The 13,675-nt window shown below is 69.3% G+C and carries 18 protein-coding genes; 11 read left to right on the forward strand and 7 right to left on the reverse strand.

Features of this window, described 5'->3' with window-relative positions; translation table 11 throughout:
- Window positions 1–51 precede the first annotated feature (51 nt).
- The 5 genes from QQX04_RS02335 to QQX04_RS02355 all read left to right on the forward strand — a co-directional run bounded on the left by QQX04_RS02335 (window position 52) and on the right by QQX04_RS02355 (window position 2,818).
- The gene (locus tag QQX04_RS02335; protein WP_301125856.1) at window positions 52–531 is read left to right on the forward strand and encodes a 2-oxo-4-hydroxy-4-carboxy-5-ureidoimidazoline decarboxylase; all 480 of its coding nucleotides are present in this window, start codon (window positions 52–54) and stop codon (window positions 529–531) included.
- Window positions 528–860 carry a hydroxyisourate hydrolase gene (gene uraH / locus QQX04_RS02340; protein WP_301125858.1) on the forward strand — a complete coding sequence of 111 codons (333 nt, stop codon included), beginning with the start codon at window positions 528–530 and terminating at the stop codon, window positions 858–860. Before QQX04_RS02335 ends, uraH begins: the two co-directional genes overlap by 4 nt.
- A gap of 170 nt (window positions 861–1,030) precedes the next feature.
- Window positions 1,031–1,684, forward strand: coding sequence for a DsbA family oxidoreductase (locus QQX04_RS02345; protein ID WP_301125859.1), 654 nt, complete (start codon window positions 1,031–1,033; stop codon window positions 1,682–1,684).
- Between the two features lie 43 nt (window positions 1,685–1,727).
- The gene (deoD, locus tag QQX04_RS02350) at window positions 1,728–2,438 is read left to right on the forward strand and encodes a purine-nucleoside phosphorylase (protein WP_301125860.1); all 711 of its coding nucleotides are present in this window, start codon (window positions 1,728–1,730) and stop codon (window positions 2,436–2,438) included.
- A 62-nt stretch (window positions 2,439–2,500) separates the two neighbouring features.
- On the forward strand, window positions 2,501–2,818 hold the full coding sequence (locus tag QQX04_RS02355) for a DF family (seleno)protein (RefSeq protein WP_301125861.1): 318 nt from the start codon (window positions 2,501–2,503) through the stop codon (window positions 2,816–2,818).
- Window positions 2,819–2,863: 45 nt separating this feature from the next.
- On the opposite strand, the gene QQX04_RS02360 is transcribed toward QQX04_RS02355, so the two are convergent.
- Window positions 2,864–3,817 (reverse strand): alpha/beta fold hydrolase, encoded by a 954-nt coding sequence (locus QQX04_RS02360; RefSeq protein ID WP_301125863.1) that lies wholly within the window; start codon window positions 3,815–3,817, stop codon window positions 2,864–2,866.
- A 108-nt stretch (window positions 3,818–3,925) separates the two neighbouring features.
- Here QQX04_RS02360 and QQX04_RS02365 point away from each other — a divergent pair, with 108 nt between their 5' ends.
- Window positions 3,926–4,888, forward strand: a complete 963-nt coding sequence (locus QQX04_RS02365) for a helix-turn-helix transcriptional regulator (RefSeq protein WP_301125865.1) — start codon at window positions 3,926–3,928, stop codon at window positions 4,886–4,888.
- A gap of 125 nt (window positions 4,889–5,013) precedes the next feature.
- On the opposite strand, the gene pgi is transcribed toward QQX04_RS02365, so the two are convergent.
- Window positions 5,014–6,693: a glucose-6-phosphate isomerase gene (gene pgi / locus QQX04_RS02370; RefSeq protein ID WP_301125867.1), complete on the reverse strand. Its 1,680-nt coding sequence runs from the start codon at window positions 6,691–6,693 to the stop codon at window positions 5,014–5,016.
- Between the two features lie 59 nt (window positions 6,694–6,752).
- Entirely contained in the window at window positions 6,753–7,007 is a 255-nt protein-coding gene (locus QQX04_RS02375; RefSeq protein ID WP_301125868.1) for a hypothetical protein, read from the reverse strand.
- 169 nt (window positions 7,008–7,176) lie between these two features.
- Between QQX04_RS02375 and QQX04_RS02380 the strand changes: the two genes are divergently transcribed.
- The 3 genes from QQX04_RS02380 to QQX04_RS02390 all read left to right on the forward strand — a co-directional run bounded on the left by QQX04_RS02380 (window position 7,177) and on the right by QQX04_RS02390 (window position 9,176).
- A complete protein-coding gene (locus tag QQX04_RS02380) occupies window positions 7,177–7,881 on the forward strand; it encodes a C40 family peptidase (RefSeq protein ID WP_301125870.1) in 705 nt (234 codons plus the stop codon).
- 248 nt (window positions 7,882–8,129) lie between these two features.
- Entirely contained in the window at window positions 8,130–8,690 is a 561-nt protein-coding gene (locus tag QQX04_RS02385; protein ID WP_301125872.1) for a cyclophilin-like fold protein, read from the forward strand.
- 90 nt (window positions 8,691–8,780) lie between these two features.
- Window positions 8,781–9,176 (forward strand): nuclear transport factor 2 family protein, encoded by a 396-nt coding sequence (locus tag QQX04_RS02390; protein WP_301125874.1) that lies wholly within the window; start codon window positions 8,781–8,783, stop codon window positions 9,174–9,176.
- 6 nt (window positions 9,177–9,182) lie between these two features.
- Here the strand turns inward: QQX04_RS02390 and QQX04_RS02395 are convergent, their stop codons facing one another.
- Window positions 9,183–9,488 carry a hypothetical protein gene (locus QQX04_RS02395; protein ID WP_301125876.1) on the reverse strand — a complete coding sequence of 102 codons (306 nt, stop codon included), beginning with the start codon at window positions 9,486–9,488 and terminating at the stop codon, window positions 9,183–9,185.
- Window positions 9,489–9,607: 119 nt separating this feature from the next.
- Between QQX04_RS02395 and QQX04_RS02400 the strand changes: the two genes are divergently transcribed.
- Window positions 9,608–9,979 (forward strand): hypothetical protein, encoded by a 372-nt coding sequence (locus QQX04_RS02400; protein ID WP_301125878.1) that lies wholly within the window; start codon window positions 9,608–9,610, stop codon window positions 9,977–9,979.
- A 236-nt stretch (window positions 9,980–10,215) separates the two neighbouring features.
- Here the strand turns inward: QQX04_RS02400 and QQX04_RS02405 are convergent, their stop codons facing one another.
- Both QQX04_RS02405 and QQX04_RS02410 read right to left on the reverse strand, forming a co-directional pair.
- On the reverse strand, window positions 10,216–10,584 hold the full coding sequence (locus QQX04_RS02405) for a hypothetical protein (protein ID WP_301125880.1): 369 nt from the start codon (window positions 10,582–10,584) through the stop codon (window positions 10,216–10,218).
- An 80-nt stretch (window positions 10,585–10,664) separates the two neighbouring features.
- Window positions 10,665–10,949, reverse strand: a complete 285-nt coding sequence (locus QQX04_RS02410; protein WP_301125882.1) for a hypothetical protein — start codon at window positions 10,947–10,949, stop codon at window positions 10,665–10,667.
- Between the two features lie 116 nt (window positions 10,950–11,065).
- On the opposite strand from QQX04_RS02410, the gene QQX04_RS02415 reads away from it, so the two are divergent.
- Window positions 11,066–11,437: a hypothetical protein gene (locus QQX04_RS02415; protein ID WP_301125884.1), complete on the forward strand. Its 372-nt coding sequence runs from the start codon at window positions 11,066–11,068 to the stop codon at window positions 11,435–11,437.
- Window positions 11,438–12,024: 587 nt separating this feature from the next.
- Here the strand turns inward: QQX04_RS02415 and QQX04_RS02420 are convergent.
- Window positions 12,025–13,461 (reverse strand): amidohydrolase family protein, encoded by a 1,437-nt coding sequence (locus tag QQX04_RS02420; RefSeq protein WP_301125886.1) that lies wholly within the window; start codon window positions 13,459–13,461, stop codon window positions 12,025–12,027.
- Window positions 13,462–13,675: the final 214 nt, after the last annotated feature.

Here is a 13,675-nt window from a genome sequence, read left to right on the forward strand (position 1 = left end):
GACACTACGCGCCACATTGCCCGGGCGCGGCCTGCGACCAGGGGAGATGCTGTGACCGTGAAACCGTCCCGCGAGGACCTGCTGGCCTGCCTGCGCATCGAGCGCTGGGCGGCAGCGATGGCCGAGCTGGAGTTCGACTCCATGCTTGAGATGGAGCGCGCCGCGGTGTCGATCGCCACGCCGCTGACGGAGGCCGAGATCGACGAGGCGCTCGCGGCGCACCCGCGGATCGGCGACCGCGCGAAGGGTGAGGGTGTCGAGGCGCGCTTCTCCGCCGCCGAGCAGAAGGCGTCGCAGTCGCCGGACGAGGCGCTCGCCGCCCGCCTTGCCGATCTCAACGCGCAGTATGAGGAGCGCTTCGGGCGCGTGTTCCTGATCCGTGCCGCGGGACGGTCGCGTGAGGAGGTCGTCGCGGAGCTTGAGCGTCGGCTCGGCAACGACGATCACGCGGAGCTCGCCGAGATCGCAGACCAGCTGCGGGGCATCGCCCTGCTGAGGCTCCGCGCCACCTATGAGGAGGCGCTCGCATGAGTCATGTCACCACTCACGTCCTGGACGCGATGGCGGGGACGCCTGCCTCCGGGATCGCCGTGACGCTCTCACGGCGCGGGGCCGAGGGCTGGGAGCCGGTCGCGCAGGGGCTCACCGACGCCGACGGCCGCGTGCGAGACCTGGGACCCGACGTTCTGGAGCCGGGCGTCTACCAGGTGCGCTTCGAGACCGACGTGTACTTCGCGAAGCGCCAGATCGAGACCTTCTATCCCGAGGTGGAGATCGCGTTCTCCGTCACGGGCGGCGAGCACTATCACGTGCCGCTGCTCCTCAGCCCCTTCGCGTACTCGACGTACCGAGGCAGCTGAGCGCGGTCGCCCCGCCTGCGGGGCGCTCGTGCCGGAGATCTTCCGCCGCGGCGGGAATGCGTCGGCGGGGCGTGCGGTTGAGCGTGACAGAGGGTTCGCCAGTCCCCGGGCGAACCCTCTTGACGTTCCCCCGTGCGGCGCTCATGCCGCCTGTTCCTGGAAGGATCCCCATGGTCGAGGTTGAGGTCTGGTCTGACGTGGCGTGCCCCTGGTGCTACCTGGGCAAGCGCCGTCTCGAGAAGGCGATCGACGCCTTCGACGGCGAGGTCAGCGTGACGTGGAAGTCCTTCCAGCTCGATCCGTCGATCCCGCACGGTGAGCACACGCCTCACCTTGAGGCGCTTGCGAAGAAGTTCAATGCGCCCGAGGACCAGATTCGCCAGATGGATCAGCGTCTCGTCGACCTGGGTGTCGAGGAGGGTCTCGAGTACAACTTCGACGACTACATCCAGGCGAACACCCGTGATGCTCACCGCGTGCTGCACTTCGCACAGGAGCGGGGCCTGGGTGGCCCGATGAAGGACCGCCTGCTCAAGGCGCAGTTCACCGAGGGTGCGATCGTGGACGACGCTGAGGTGCTCGCCGGCCTCGCGGCGGAGGTCGGGCTCGACGCAGACGAGGTCCGCGCGATGCTCGCGACCGATCAGTACGACGACGAGGTGCAGGCGGACATCGACGAGGCCGCCTCGCTCGGAGCCTCGGGAGTCCCGTTCTTCGTGTTCGACCGTGTCTTCGCAGTGTCCGGTGCCCAGCCGCTCGAGGTGTTCTCCACGGCGCTGTCCCGAGCGCAGGAGCGCGCGGCGGCGGCGGTCCTCGAGGCATAGCCCGACATCGGCGCGAAACGCGCGGAGGGATAGGCTCGACACCATGCCTACCCCCCACATCGCAGCGCCCGACGGCGCCTTCGCACCCGACATCCTTCTGCCCGGCGACCCACGCCGCGCCACGCGCATCGCCGAGACGTTCCTCGATGACGCCGAGCTCGTCACCGAGGTGCGCGGCATCCTCGGCTACACGGGTACCTACCAGGGGCGTCCCATGTCGGTCATGGCGACCGGCATGGGCATGCCGTCGGCGACGATCTACACCACCGAGCTGGTGCGCAACTACGGTGTGAAGCGTCTTGTGCGCGTGGGCACCGTCGGTGGCATCCACATGGACCTCCAGCTGGGCGACGTGGTCGCGGCCTCGTCCGCGCACACCGACTCCGAGATGACCGCGAGGCGCCTTCCCGGCGTGCATTACTCGCACGCGCCGTCGTTCTCGCTGCTGCGCGCCGCGGCCGACTACGCCGACGAGGCCGGGGCGCCCCTGCGCGTCGGCCCGGTGCTGACGTCTGACGCGTTCTACCAGCCCGACGAGACGCTCGTGCCGCGCCTTGCCGCGTACGGGACGCTCGCGGTCGAGATGGAGGCCGCGGGCCTCTACGCGGTCGCCGCCGCGGAGGGCGTCGAGGCGCTCATGGTGGGCACCGTGTCCGACCACGTGGTCAAGGGCGAGTTCCTCGAGGCCGACGAGCGCGAGAAGACGTTCGCCGCCATGGTGTCCGTCGCCCTCGGAGCGCTCACCCGCGCGTGAACATCGTGTGAAACCTCAGCCGACGGCCCGCATCTCGCGGGCCGTCGGCGCATCATGGGTCCATGCGGGTGCAACTGCTGTACTTCGACGGATGCCCGAGCTGGCGTGAGGCCGAGGCGCGGCTGATCCGCGCGCTCTCGCGCGTGTGCGCGACGAGCACGGTGGAGCGTGTGCTCGTGACCGACGAGGGCCATGCCGCGGAGCTTGCCTTTCCCGGCTCGCCGACGCTGCGCCTGGATGGCCGCGACCTCTTCCCTGTGGCCGACGCGACCGTCGGCCTGGCTTGCCGTGTGTACGAGACTCCCGACGGCATGCAGGGTGCGCCGACGGTGGAGCAGCTCGTCGAGGCGCTCGCGACCGCGGGCCGGGCCGCCGCCTGACCCGAGCGCTCCTGTGCAGGCGCGGCGGCGTCCCGGATGGCGTGGTCAGCCCGCCACGAAGTCGTCCTGTGCGCGGAGCCACGTGAGCATCGCCGCGGTCGTCTCCTCGGGCATCTCCTCCTGGATCCAGTGCCCGCAGTCGAGCTCGACGACCTCCGCGCGAGGCACGAACGTCGTCAGCGTGGGCGACGGGGGAATCGTGTCCCGCGTGCCGTAGATCATCAGGGTGGGCTGCTGGACGATCGGATCCACCTCACCGAGCACATGCCAGTTCGCGTCGAGGTTGCGGTACCAGTTGATTCCGCCCGTGAAGCCTGACGCGTCGAAGGTCGAGGTGTAGACGGCGAGATCGTCGTCGCTCATGACAGGCTCGCCCAACGGCGCCTCGGCCTCCGCGAGCGAGATCATCACCATGCCCGGCTCGGGCGGCGTCGCCGGGAGGTTCTTCCGGTAGAGGTTGCTCAGGAATCGTCCCGTGTTCGCGTCGAGCACGGCGTCGGCGACGCCCGGCCTCCTGTTGAAGTGGACGAAGTAGTAGTCGGGCCCCAGGAACTGCTCCATCGCGTCGATCCAGGGCATCGCGCCTCGCTCCTGATAGGGCAGGCTCATGTTGATCACCCGGTTGACTCGCCCGGGGTGCAAGAGCGCGAGGCCCCACACGACCATCGCGCCCCAGTCGTGTCCCACGAAGGTGGCGTCGTCGTATCCGTAGTGGTCCAGGAGGGCGACCAGGTCGCCGGTGAGCTGCTCGATCCCGTAGGCCGCCACGTCGTCGGGCCGGGTCGAGCGGCCGTAGCCCCGCTGGTTGGGGACGATCACGTGGTAGCCGGCGGCGACGAGCGCGGGGATCTGGTGGCGCCACGAGTAGGCGAGCTCGGGCCAGCCGTGGCAGAGCACGATCGGATTGCCGCGGTTCTCCGTTCCGGCTTCGAACACCTCGAGCTCGATGCCGTTCACGGGAATCAACGCGGCCTCGGGGAAGGCGGTGGCGGATGTCATGGGTGGTCCTCTCGGTGGGGTCGTGCGCCGACGCGGCTTGGCCGGGTTCCCCGACGGTAAGAACAGATGCGGACAGAATCGGTCCGCAATGCGCGGCAGACTGAGATCATGCCGAACCACCCGACAGGACGCGCGCTGGAACTGCTCTCGCTTCTGCAGACCCATCGCTGGTGGAGCGGGTCTGACCTCGCCGCACGGCTGGCGGTCACGGAGCGCACTCTGCGCCGCGACGTGGACAGGCTGCGCGCGCTCGGCTATCCCGTGGACGCCACGGCTGGCCCGCACGGCGGCTATCGGCTCGCGACGGGAGCGCATCTGCCGCCGCTGCTGCTCAACGACGAGGAGGCGGTCGCCGTGGCCGTGGGGCTGCGCTACACGGCGGGAGGCGCGATCGGCGGGGTCGAGGAGACCTCGCTCCGAGCACTCGCCAAGATCGAGAGCCTCTTGCCGGCCCACCTCCGCAGACGCGTCTCCGCGGTCCACACCCACCTCAGCGTCATGCCTCTCGAGAACGACGGCGTCGTCGACGGCGCGCTGCTCGGCCTCGTCGCCGCCGCCTGCCGCGACACGGAGGCGCTGCGCTTCACGTACCGACGTCACGACGCGACCGAGAGCGCGCGGCATGTGGAGCCCGCCCAGCTCGTCACTGCGGGACGCCGCTGGTACCTGATCGCATGGGACCGCGACCGCGACGACTGGCGCACCTTCCGAGTGGACCGCCTGAGCGACGTCCGCCCGACCGGCCGTCGCTTCGCCGCGCGCAACGTCCCGGGAGACGATGCAGCGACGCACCTTGCCGAGTCGCTCGCGGCGATGCCCCGCCCGCATGTCGCACGGGTGGAGGTGCAGGCGCCGGTCGACCGGCTTGAGGGCTCGTTCCCGTGGGTCGAGCACACCGTCGTCGAGTCCCACGACGCGAGCTGCACGCTCGAGCTCCGCGCAGAGGACCGGGGACGGCTCATGATGACCATCGCCAGACTCGCGCTTCTCGCGCCCGTCACCGTGATCGAGCCCGACGATGTGGCCGACGACGCACGGCAGCTCGCGAGCCGCCTCGGTGGCGGATCTTGACCAGGGCTGGAGGCGCGCGCCGGTGACATGCACGAGGGGCCGGCCACCTTCCGGTGACCGGCCCCTCGTCGCGTCCGCGGTCCAGCCGCTGAGCCACAACCGAGCGCCCTCGGGCGCCCGATCTGCTACTTGCGGTTGGCGCGGTAGTAGGCGATGAGCGCCTGCGTGGAGGCGTCCTGCGCGGACAGCGCCGCGTCATCGCCCTCGATCGCGGGAGCGATCTCGAGCGCCAGCTTCTTGCCGAGCTCGACTCCCCACTGGTCGAAGGAGTTGATGCCCCAGATGACGCCCTGCGTGAACGTGATGTGCTCGTACAGCGCGATCAGCTGGCCCAGCACCTGCGGGGTGAGGGACGGGGCGAAGATCGACGTGGTCGGCCTGTTGCCTGCGAAGGTGCGGGCTGCGACGAGCGCGCCGGTGGTGCCCTCCGCCTCGACCTCCTCGGCGGTCTTGCCGAAGGCCAGCGCCTTGGTCTGCGCCAGGTAGTTCGCGAGGAACAGCGCGTGCACGTCCTGGCCGCCGTCCTCGAGGGGGTAGGCCGGGTTGGCGACAGCGATGAAGTCCGCAGGGATGAGCTTCGTGCCCTGGTGGATCAGCTGGTAGAACGCGTGCTGGCCGTTGGTGCCAGGCTCGCCCCAGAAGATCTCGCCGGTCTCGGTGGTGACGGGGGTGCCGTCCCAGCGCACCGACTTGCCGTTGGACTCCATGGTGAGCTGCTGCAGGTAGGCCGGGAAGCGGTGCAGCTGCTGCGCGTAGGGCAGCACGGCGTGCGACTGCGCGCCCAGGAAGTTGACGTACCAGACGTTGAGCAGGCCCATGAGGACGGGCACGTTCTCCGCGAGCGGCGTCTCCGCGACGTGCTTGTCGACGGCGTGGAACCCCTCGAGCAGGTCGCCGAAGACGTCCGGGCCGAGCGCGATGGACAGCGACAGGCCGATGGCCGAGTCGACCGAGTAGCGGCCTCCCACCCAGTCCCAGAAGCCGAACGCGTTCGCCGGGTCGATGCCGAAGGCCGCGACCTTGTCCAGCGCGGTGGAGACTGCGACGAAGTGGTGGGCGACGGCGTCGGCCTTCTCCTCGTCGGTGCCGACGGCGACGCCGGCCTCCGCGAGTGCGGTCCACAGCCAGTCACGGGCGAGACGCGCGTTGGTGAGCGTCTCGAGCGTCGTGAAGGTCTTGGAGGCGACGATGAACAGCGTCGTCTCGGGGTCAAGGCCCTTCACCTTCTGGCCCATGTCCGTCGGGTCGATGTTGGAGACGAAGCGCGCCTCGATGCCGGCGGTCGCGTACGGCTCGAGGGTCTCGTAGACCATCACGGGGCCCAGGTCGGAGCCGCCGATGCCGATGTTGACGATCGTCTCGACCTTCTTGCCGGTGATGCCGAGCCACTCGCCCGAGCGCACGCGCTCCGCGAAGGCCGACATGGAGGCGAGGACCTCCTGGACGTCCGAGTCGACGTCCTGACCGTCGACCACGAGCGCAGGCTCCATCCCGGCAGGGCGGCGAAGCGCGGTGTGGAGGACGGCACGGTCCTCGGTCGTGTTGATGTGCTCGCCCGCGAGCATCGCGGCGTAGCGGTCCGCGACGCCAGTCTCCTCGGCGAGCTTCACGAGCGAGGCGAGGATCTCGTCGGTCACGAGGTTCTTCGACAGGTCGACGTGAAGGTCGGCGAGCGGCAGGCTCATGCGCTCCACACGACCGGCGTCGGCGGCGAACCAGCCTCGCAGGTCGGGAGTGAAGGCGGACTTGTGGGCCTCGAGCTCGGCCCACGCGGACGTGGAGGTGCAGTCGATGGGTGCGTTCACGCCTTACAGGTTAGTGCCGTCAGAGGGATGCGGCACCGGGACCGAGGGCGGGGGAGGGGTCAGTCGTCCGCAGCGCTCTTGGGTGCGAGCGTCTGGATCACGATCGCCGCTCCGACGAGCGCGGCCGCAAGCGGCATCGCGAGGCTGTGCACCAGCGTCGATACGTACCCGAACGCGTAGAGCGCGGGTTCCGCGTTCGCCCCCACCGTCCGCTGGAACCCGAGCACGATGTCCGTGCCGTAGGCGAGCCACAGCGCGCCCAGCCCGGCCAGACCAGCCGCCCACCACAGACACCGCTTCGCCGTCCGATGCATCGTTGCCCCCCAAGTCTTCTTTCCCCCGGATCAACGTAGCACCAGGTAGAGGAGCAGGTCAGGGAAATCCCTCACGCCGCGTCGGCGCTCGCCGATAGGGGCGGTGAGCACGGATCGCTCTTTCGCGCGCCACGGATCGGCCGACACGACCGCTACCGGAGGTGTGCCCATGAGCCCCATCGAATCCGTCGCCTCGATGCAGGTGCGCATGGCCCAGATCTCGACGCTCGTGTCGCCCACCTCCGCAGCCACGTCGCGCGCGGGGGCCACCGGGTCAGGCACGGGCGCAGAGTTCGCCTCCTCGCTTGCGAACGCCGTCGGCCTGTTCAGCGGTGGAGCGTCGGCCTCCGGCATGGGATCGCTGGCTGGTGCGACCTCTCCCTCCGGGATCGCCGCGATGCTCGGCGGTGGCAGCTTCCTGGGCGGCGTCAGCGGCTCGTCGCAGCTGTCCTCCCTCGCCTCGCTCTTCCCGACCTCACCTGTCGCCGACGCGCCGACGACGCGGACGCCGGAAGGCCCGACGGGCAAGGACCTCGTCGAAGCGGCGCGCGAGTATCTGGGCGTGAAGTACGTGTGGGGCGGCGAGTCGCTCTCCGAAGGCGGCCTCGACTGCTCCGGCCTCGTCCTGCGCTCGTTCACCGACCTCGGCGTGGACGGCATCCCCCGCGTCGCCCGCGACCAGGGAAAGATCGGCACCGCCGTCGAGTCCATGGACGACGCGAAGATCGGCGACCTCCTCATCTTCGATGGCGGATCCCACATCGGCATCTACATCGGCGACGGGCAGATGATCGACGCGCCCTACCGCGGCAGCTACGTGCAGGAGCGGAAGGTCTACGAGACTCCCACCGCGATCCGCCGCGTCCTCGGCTGACACGGCTTCCGAGCCGCCCAGTGAGCAGCGGCGCGCCGAGCGCCGGGCTGCGGGTAGGGCGACCGACCTTCCCGCCCGAGGGAGGCTTTGGCGGCACCCCTCACGGCTGAGACTCTCCTTCCGCGTGCTGGATGCGCGAGGCTGAGCGGGTGAAGCCGTGGGCGTTGACATCGGGAAGGTCGGGCATGGGCACTCGCACGTTCCGGAGCGACGCATGGCGCCGACGCGGGTTCATCCCAGCCTTGGCCGTGAGTGTGGTCGCACTCATCGCCCTGACCGCTTGCAGCGCCGGCCCCGAAGGTGTCACGGCCGCCGAGCCGACGACCGCGCCCGCATCGTCGGCCGCGACCCAGAACCCCTCCACGGACGACGAGGTCGTCGCCCCCACCCTCGAATGGGCGGGAAGCGCGAGTCCCGACGCCGACAATCACGCACAGCAGGAAGCGGAGAACACCATGCAGCTCACGATCAACGGCCGGAGCGTGCCCGTGACGCTCGAGGAGAACTCGTCGGTCGACGCGCTGCGCGAGCGACTCACCGACGGACCCGTCACTCTCGAGATGGCCGACTACGGCGGCATGGAGAAGGTGGGGCCGCTCGGCTTCGACCTGCCCACCAACAACGTCCGCATCACCACCGCGCCAGGCGACGTGATCCTCTACCAGGGCAGCGCGCTCGTCATCTACTACGGCCCCAACACCTGGAGCTTCACCCGGCTCGGCCGTCTTGAAGGTCTGTCGCAGGCCGAGCTCGAGAGCCTGCTGAACGCGGGCGGCGGCCCCATCACCGTCACCCTCTCGCTCGACTGAGACTGGACGCATTCCCGTCCCGGGTGGCTCTGCTGGGGCCCCTCCTGGGGGAGACTCGGATGCCTGCCGTCGTCGTTCTAGCGTCGGCATATGACTACTACCGAGCACCACGCACCCCGTGAGCTCGCGGAGGACGCCGTCCGCCGCTACGCCACCGCCATGTCCGCACGCGACGTCGACGCGCTGACCGCCCTCTTCGCGGCCGACGCGACCCGCGAGGACCCGATCGGCACGCCTGTCGCGACCGGAGCCGACGAGATCCGCAAGGCCTTCGCATCAGTCCTGCCGTCAGACGGGACGACCGTCGAGTTCGCGCGCGGAGACCTTCGCGGCGCAGGTCCTGCAGTCGCGTTCCCCTTCACGTACACCGCGACCCCGCCGCGAGGCCCCATCGCCCGCCAGCGCGGCATCGATGTGGTCACCGTGAACGAGGACGGGCTGATCCAGAGCCTCGTCGCCTACTGGGGCGCAGAGGACGCGGACTGACCCGGGTCAGGCGCGTGGAGGCGTCGGCCTGACGTCGGCGGTGCCGAGCTCGTCGTCCAGGCGATCTCGCCACGACGCGTCGGCCAGCCCCGCGCGATCCAGAAGGTCCCGCCAGTCCGACGCCGCATGCTCCAGCGCGTCGGCCAGCATCGAGCGATTGCCGCGCGCGACCAGCAGCACCGCCGCATGGACCCGTTCCGCATCGGTGTGGACATCCACCGGCAGTCGCTCGAGCGCGCTCAGCACCTGAGGCGCGGACGCACCGAAGTCGTCAGAGATGCGCTCGGAGACACGATCGGAGACGACAGGCATGCGGGCGATTCTCGCACGCCCTGCCGCCCCCGCCGCGCGTACGCTGGAGATGTCCGGAGCGACGGCTCCCACGCCCGTGCGAGCCGACCCGGCCCACCTCGGAGAAGAGGTGCATGGACATGAGCACAGCAGTCCCGCATCCCGCCGCACCGCATCACGCGCGCGGTTCGGCGATGCACAAGGCATGGTGGTCGCTCGGGCTCATCCCCGTCGGCCTGCTCGCCGCGTTCCTCGTGGGTGAGGCGATACCCGCCCTCCTCGGATACGACATCGCCAGCACCACCCCGCCCTGGTGGGTCATGGCCCTCGCGCTGCTCGGCTCGCTGATCGCGCTCGCACTGCCGTTGCCGATCACGTGGCGGTTCAGCCGCGCGGCCCGAGCCCAGGGCGAGCACGGGTCGAGGGAGCCGTTGATCGTCGCGGGTGCATTCGTCGGGATCTTCGCGGCGGTCACCCTCTTCAGCGGGCTGGTGCGGCTGGCGCTTGAGTAGTAGTCAGGGAGGAGACCGGCAATCCGTCTGGCTGCTGGTCCGCGCTTGCGCGTGCCCGTGCCCGCGTGTGCCGCTCCGGGGGACTGGCACCGTGCACAACTGACTGAGAATCGGGCACGAGAGGGTCAGTGACCTGGAGCCTTGCACGCTCCACTTCGCTTCTCCAGTCACTTCTGCACGCTCGAGCGTGCAAGCGCGTTCTTGACAAGCTAATGCGGTACCGGTTGCTTCGTCGGCTAGAAGTCTTCTAGGTCGAAAGTGAAGGTGAGTTCGCCAAGAATCACCGGCTCGTCGACATAGCTCTGGATCTCGAGGCCGATGACGTCATCGCCGCTGTTCCAGGCGATGAGACCCGCCACGATCTCGCCGCTACTGTCGCATGCCTTTGCCGACACAGGTAGCCGTGACAGCTGGACGTGGGACCGCTCGATTCGCACCGGTGAGAGGTCGAAGTCCGCGCATGTGCCGCACGAGCATGTGGTACGCGCTCGGGCCGTTGGTGCGACCTCACCGGTGTCGCCAGTGAGCCGGTTCCACGAGTCGAGCCACGCCTGCAGCAGCGCTCGCTCTTCGGCTGTGGGCTCTCGCCAGGTGCCCTTCTCCATGGCGAAAGGCTAGCTTGAGCGCTGCGTTGAGCCCACGCATCAACTGGTCCGGCAAGCCCGCTAGTTGTTAATCCACCCGGTTAGCTGTCGGCCGACCCAAACTCGGATTCGAGGCGTGAGGCCCAGTCCTCGTTCGCGAGTCCGCTGGCCGCGAGAATGTCCCGGTAGTCAGTCTCGGCAAGGTCCACAGCGTCGACGACCCTGTCGAGTTGCCCCCTTGCGGCGAGCACAACGGCGGCCTGGACGCGCTCATGGTCGACCGAGCCCATCAGGCGCATGGTGGAAAGCAGTTCGGTCACACCTTCCGCGTCTCGGCTGAAGTCCCGTGAAATGCGGCGTGAGATGCGCTGAGAGACATCGGTCATGATTCGCAGTCTTGCATAGCGGCGGCTTGGTCCGGCAAGCCCTCTGCGCTTCAAGGCACCCAAATTGTTCTATGCGGAGAGGCCCTCGCACGCCGTCTGTCCGGCATGCTGGACCTATGCGCCGATGGTTTGCACGATCAACCCGAAGTCGAGACTGGGACCGTAAGGTCGAAGCGGTTCGAGCAGAGAGTCTCGCTCGGGAGCGAGCGCTTGTTGGCCAGGAAGAGTTGGTCGCGCGTGTCGAAGAGTTGCTGTTTCGACATGACCCGATCGGAATCAACTTCGAGGAGAACACTGACGAGTATCGGGCTGAGGCACAGACCATTGTGATGCGCTTGCCCGAAGCGGCAGACGTCGATGACCTCCGCCGCATCGTCCACGAGGAGTTCGTCCGCTGGTTCGATGCTCAGGTTGCTGGGCCACCGGAGCGCTACGCTGCGATCGCGCGCGAGATATGGGCGCTCTCCGAAGGCACTGTGTCGGAGTAGAGCTCCGGTGCGGCCCAACGCGCGTGGCGCGTTCTTCACTTGAATCTGCAACGTAACTGGTCAGCCACCCAGACCCCTCCGGCCATTCGATAGCGGCTAGCCCCAGGCGGTTCCGGGTTCGGTCAAGCCCGATCACTCAGAGGCAACGTAACCATGTGCATGCGCGGCGAGCGCATCCCACAGCCCCGCGCTTGCGCACGGGCTTGACGGGTTCCGGGTTCGCCGGAGACTTGCCTGCTCGGGTGGCAGGATCTCGAAGGTGCCGAGCGGGGGCCGGGTGCGCCAGCGGCGCGAGCCGCGCGCCACCCGGCCTCGCCGGCCCTCTCACAGTGCGTACCGGGTGGGGGTGGATTAGCGCATAGTCGGCAAGCCGGCCTGAGTCACGCCCAAGGGCACTCAACTACCCGCCAGATGCGCGCACTTCCGAGAACGGGCACTGGCCATCCCGAAACAGCCGACGCGGGTGGTGACGCGGCGGTGGGTGACCCGCAAGGCGTGACACGCCGTGGAAAGCGACGGTGGGTGACCCCGGAGCGGCGAAACGGCGCTGAAAGCGGCGGTGAGTGACCCGCTTGGGGGAGAGGGCGTTAGAGCTCCGGCGCGATCGTCTCGCGGCCTTGCACGTAGACGCCGGCGATCGCCGGCTGGCGCAGGCCGACGAGGAGGGTGAACAGCTCTTCGAGCGTCGCCTGCTCCTCGTCATCTGAGCGGATGCCCATGGTGAGCATCCCGTCCAGCGGCTCCCACAGCGCCTTGTCGATCAGCAGGAAGTCCGCGTCCTTGCCCGGGTCGAAGTTGCCGAACGCATGCTCCATGTCGAGCGCCCGCGCGCCTGCGAGGGTCGCGGCGAACAGCAGCTCGGCGGGATGCAGCGCCGTGCCGTCGTCCCCGGGCTCCGAGATGTGGACCTTGTAGCAGTCGCCCGCGACGCGGGAGATCAGCCACTCGTCACCCGCGCCGATGTCGGTGCCGAGCGACACGTTCACTCCCGACGCGACGGTCGCCCGCCACGGCATCGTCCCCGAGCCCAGGAACAGCTGGGAGGTGGGGCAGTGCGCGATCGACGTGCCCGTCTCCGCCATGCGGGCGAGCTCCTCGGGCTGGCAGTGCACCGCGTGGGCGAGCGTCGACCGCCGGCCCAGCAGCGAGGAGCCGCCCACCTTGGAGCCCTCCTCGAACCGGCCGTCGTACGTGTCGAGGTACGTCTGTGTGCCGTAGGCGCCGAGGACGGCCGCGATCTCGCCGTCGCCCTTCCGGTTGTTCTCGTTGAGGTGCGAGTGGAAGTAGACGCCCTTGCCGCGCGCCTCGTCGTACAGCTCGCCCATGGCGGCGAGCGTCTGACGCGTGACGGACAAGGAGAAGCGGGGCACGATGCCCACCTGGACGCGTGCGGTGCGGGGGTCGCCGGTGTCGACGGCGTGCCAGCGGTCGATCTCGTCGGCCACCATCGAGATGGCCTCCTTCTCGCCGGTCAGCAGGGCCGACGCGGCGGCGGGGCCCACGGTCTGCACGCCACGGCCGGAGACGACGCGCAGGCCCGCCTTGAGCGTCTCCTCGTACAGCGCATCCTGAGCCACGGGGAAGGCCGAGCCGAAGACCATGGCTGCGGTCGTGCCGGCCGCGATGCGGCGCCGGGTGAAGTAGCGAGCGGCGCGGTGCGCGAAGTCGGGATCGGCGAACTGGCCCTCGGTGGGGAAGATGCAGTGCTCGAGCCATTCGAGCAGCTGGCCGCCGCCGTGCGCCGCCGTCGCGTACGACTGCGGGTAGTGCACGTGGCCGTCCACGAAGCCCGGCAGCAGGTAGTCCGCGCGGGTCACGGGAGCGTCGACGTGCTCCGCGGGCAACGAGGCGAAGTCTCCGATCCAGGCGACCCGGCCGTCGGCGTCGACCACGAGAGCGCCGTCGGGGAGGGAGACGAGGTGCGAGGCGACCTCCTGCTGTGCGGGAGTGCCTGCGATGTGGAAGATGTGTGCGCGGTAGACGCGCGTCCGCCCGGGCGCTGCGGGGCCTGAGGGGATCTGCATGCGGGGCTGCTCCTGCGAGTCGACGGACGGGTCCAGGGGTCCGGGTCGTGAGGGACGGCCCCGGTGCGCCCCAGGGGGCTCGGTCGCAGGGCCGCGGCCGAGTCGCGCAGGAACACGCTATGCGATGTTGATTTCCTCGACATTACGGGGGTGGCGGTGGGGTCTCTGCGGACGCTGCGACACGCCGAGGCCGCCGATCTGGCGCAGATTCGTG

This window comes from Demequina zhanjiangensis (genome assembly GCF_030418315.1).
Lineage (GTDB): Bacteria > Actinomycetota > Actinomycetes > Actinomycetales > Demequinaceae > Demequina > Demequina zhanjiangensis.

Bases quoted from the DNA above. Each gene is read 5' to 3' on its own strand.
- uraH (WP_301125858.1), top strand. From the start codon at position 528: ATGAGTCATGTCACCACTCACGTCCTGGACGCGATGGCGGGGACGCCT.
- QQX04_RS02345 (WP_301125859.1), top strand. From the start codon at position 1,031: ATGGTCGAGGTTGAGGTCTGGTCTGACGTGGCGTGCCCCTGGTGCTAC.
- deoD (WP_301125860.1), top strand. From the start codon at position 1,728: ATGCCTACCCCCCACATCGCAGCGCCCGACGGCGCCTTCGCACCCGAC.
- QQX04_RS02355 (WP_301125861.1), top strand. From the start codon at position 2,501: ATGCGGGTGCAACTGCTGTACTTCGACGGATGCCCGAGCTGGCGTGAG.
- QQX04_RS02360 (WP_301125863.1), bottom strand. From the start codon at position 3,817: ATGACATCCGCCACCGCCTTCCCCGAGGCCGCGTTGATTCCCGTGAAC.
- QQX04_RS02365 (WP_301125865.1), top strand. From the start codon at position 3,926: ATGCCGAACCACCCGACAGGACGCGCGCTGGAACTGCTCTCGCTTCTG.
- QQX04_RS02375 (WP_301125868.1), bottom strand. From the start codon at position 7,007: ATGCATCGGACGGCGAAGCGGTGTCTGTGGTGGGCGGCTGGTCTGGCC.
- QQX04_RS02380 (WP_301125870.1), top strand. From the start codon at position 7,177: ATGAGCCCCATCGAATCCGTCGCCTCGATGCAGGTGCGCATGGCCCAG.
- QQX04_RS02390 (WP_301125874.1), top strand. From the start codon at position 8,781: ATGACTACTACCGAGCACCACGCACCCCGTGAGCTCGCGGAGGACGCC.
- QQX04_RS02395 (WP_301125876.1), bottom strand. From the start codon at position 9,488: ATGCCTGTCGTCTCCGATCGTGTCTCCGAGCGCATCTCTGACGACTTC.
- QQX04_RS02400 (WP_301125878.1), top strand. From the start codon at position 9,608: ATGAGCACAGCAGTCCCGCATCCCGCCGCACCGCATCACGCGCGCGGT.
- QQX04_RS02405 (WP_301125880.1), bottom strand. From the start codon at position 10,584: ATGGAGAAGGGCACCTGGCGAGAGCCCACAGCCGAAGAGCGAGCGCTG.
- QQX04_RS02410 (WP_301125882.1), bottom strand. From the start codon at position 10,949: ATGACCGATGTCTCTCAGCGCATCTCACGCCGCATTTCACGGGACTTC.
- QQX04_RS02415 (WP_301125884.1), top strand. From the start codon at position 11,066: ATGCGCCGATGGTTTGCACGATCAACCCGAAGTCGAGACTGGGACCGT.
- QQX04_RS02420 (WP_301125886.1), bottom strand. From the start codon at position 13,461: ATGCAGATCCCCTCAGGCCCCGCAGCGCCCGGGCGGACGCGCGTCTAC.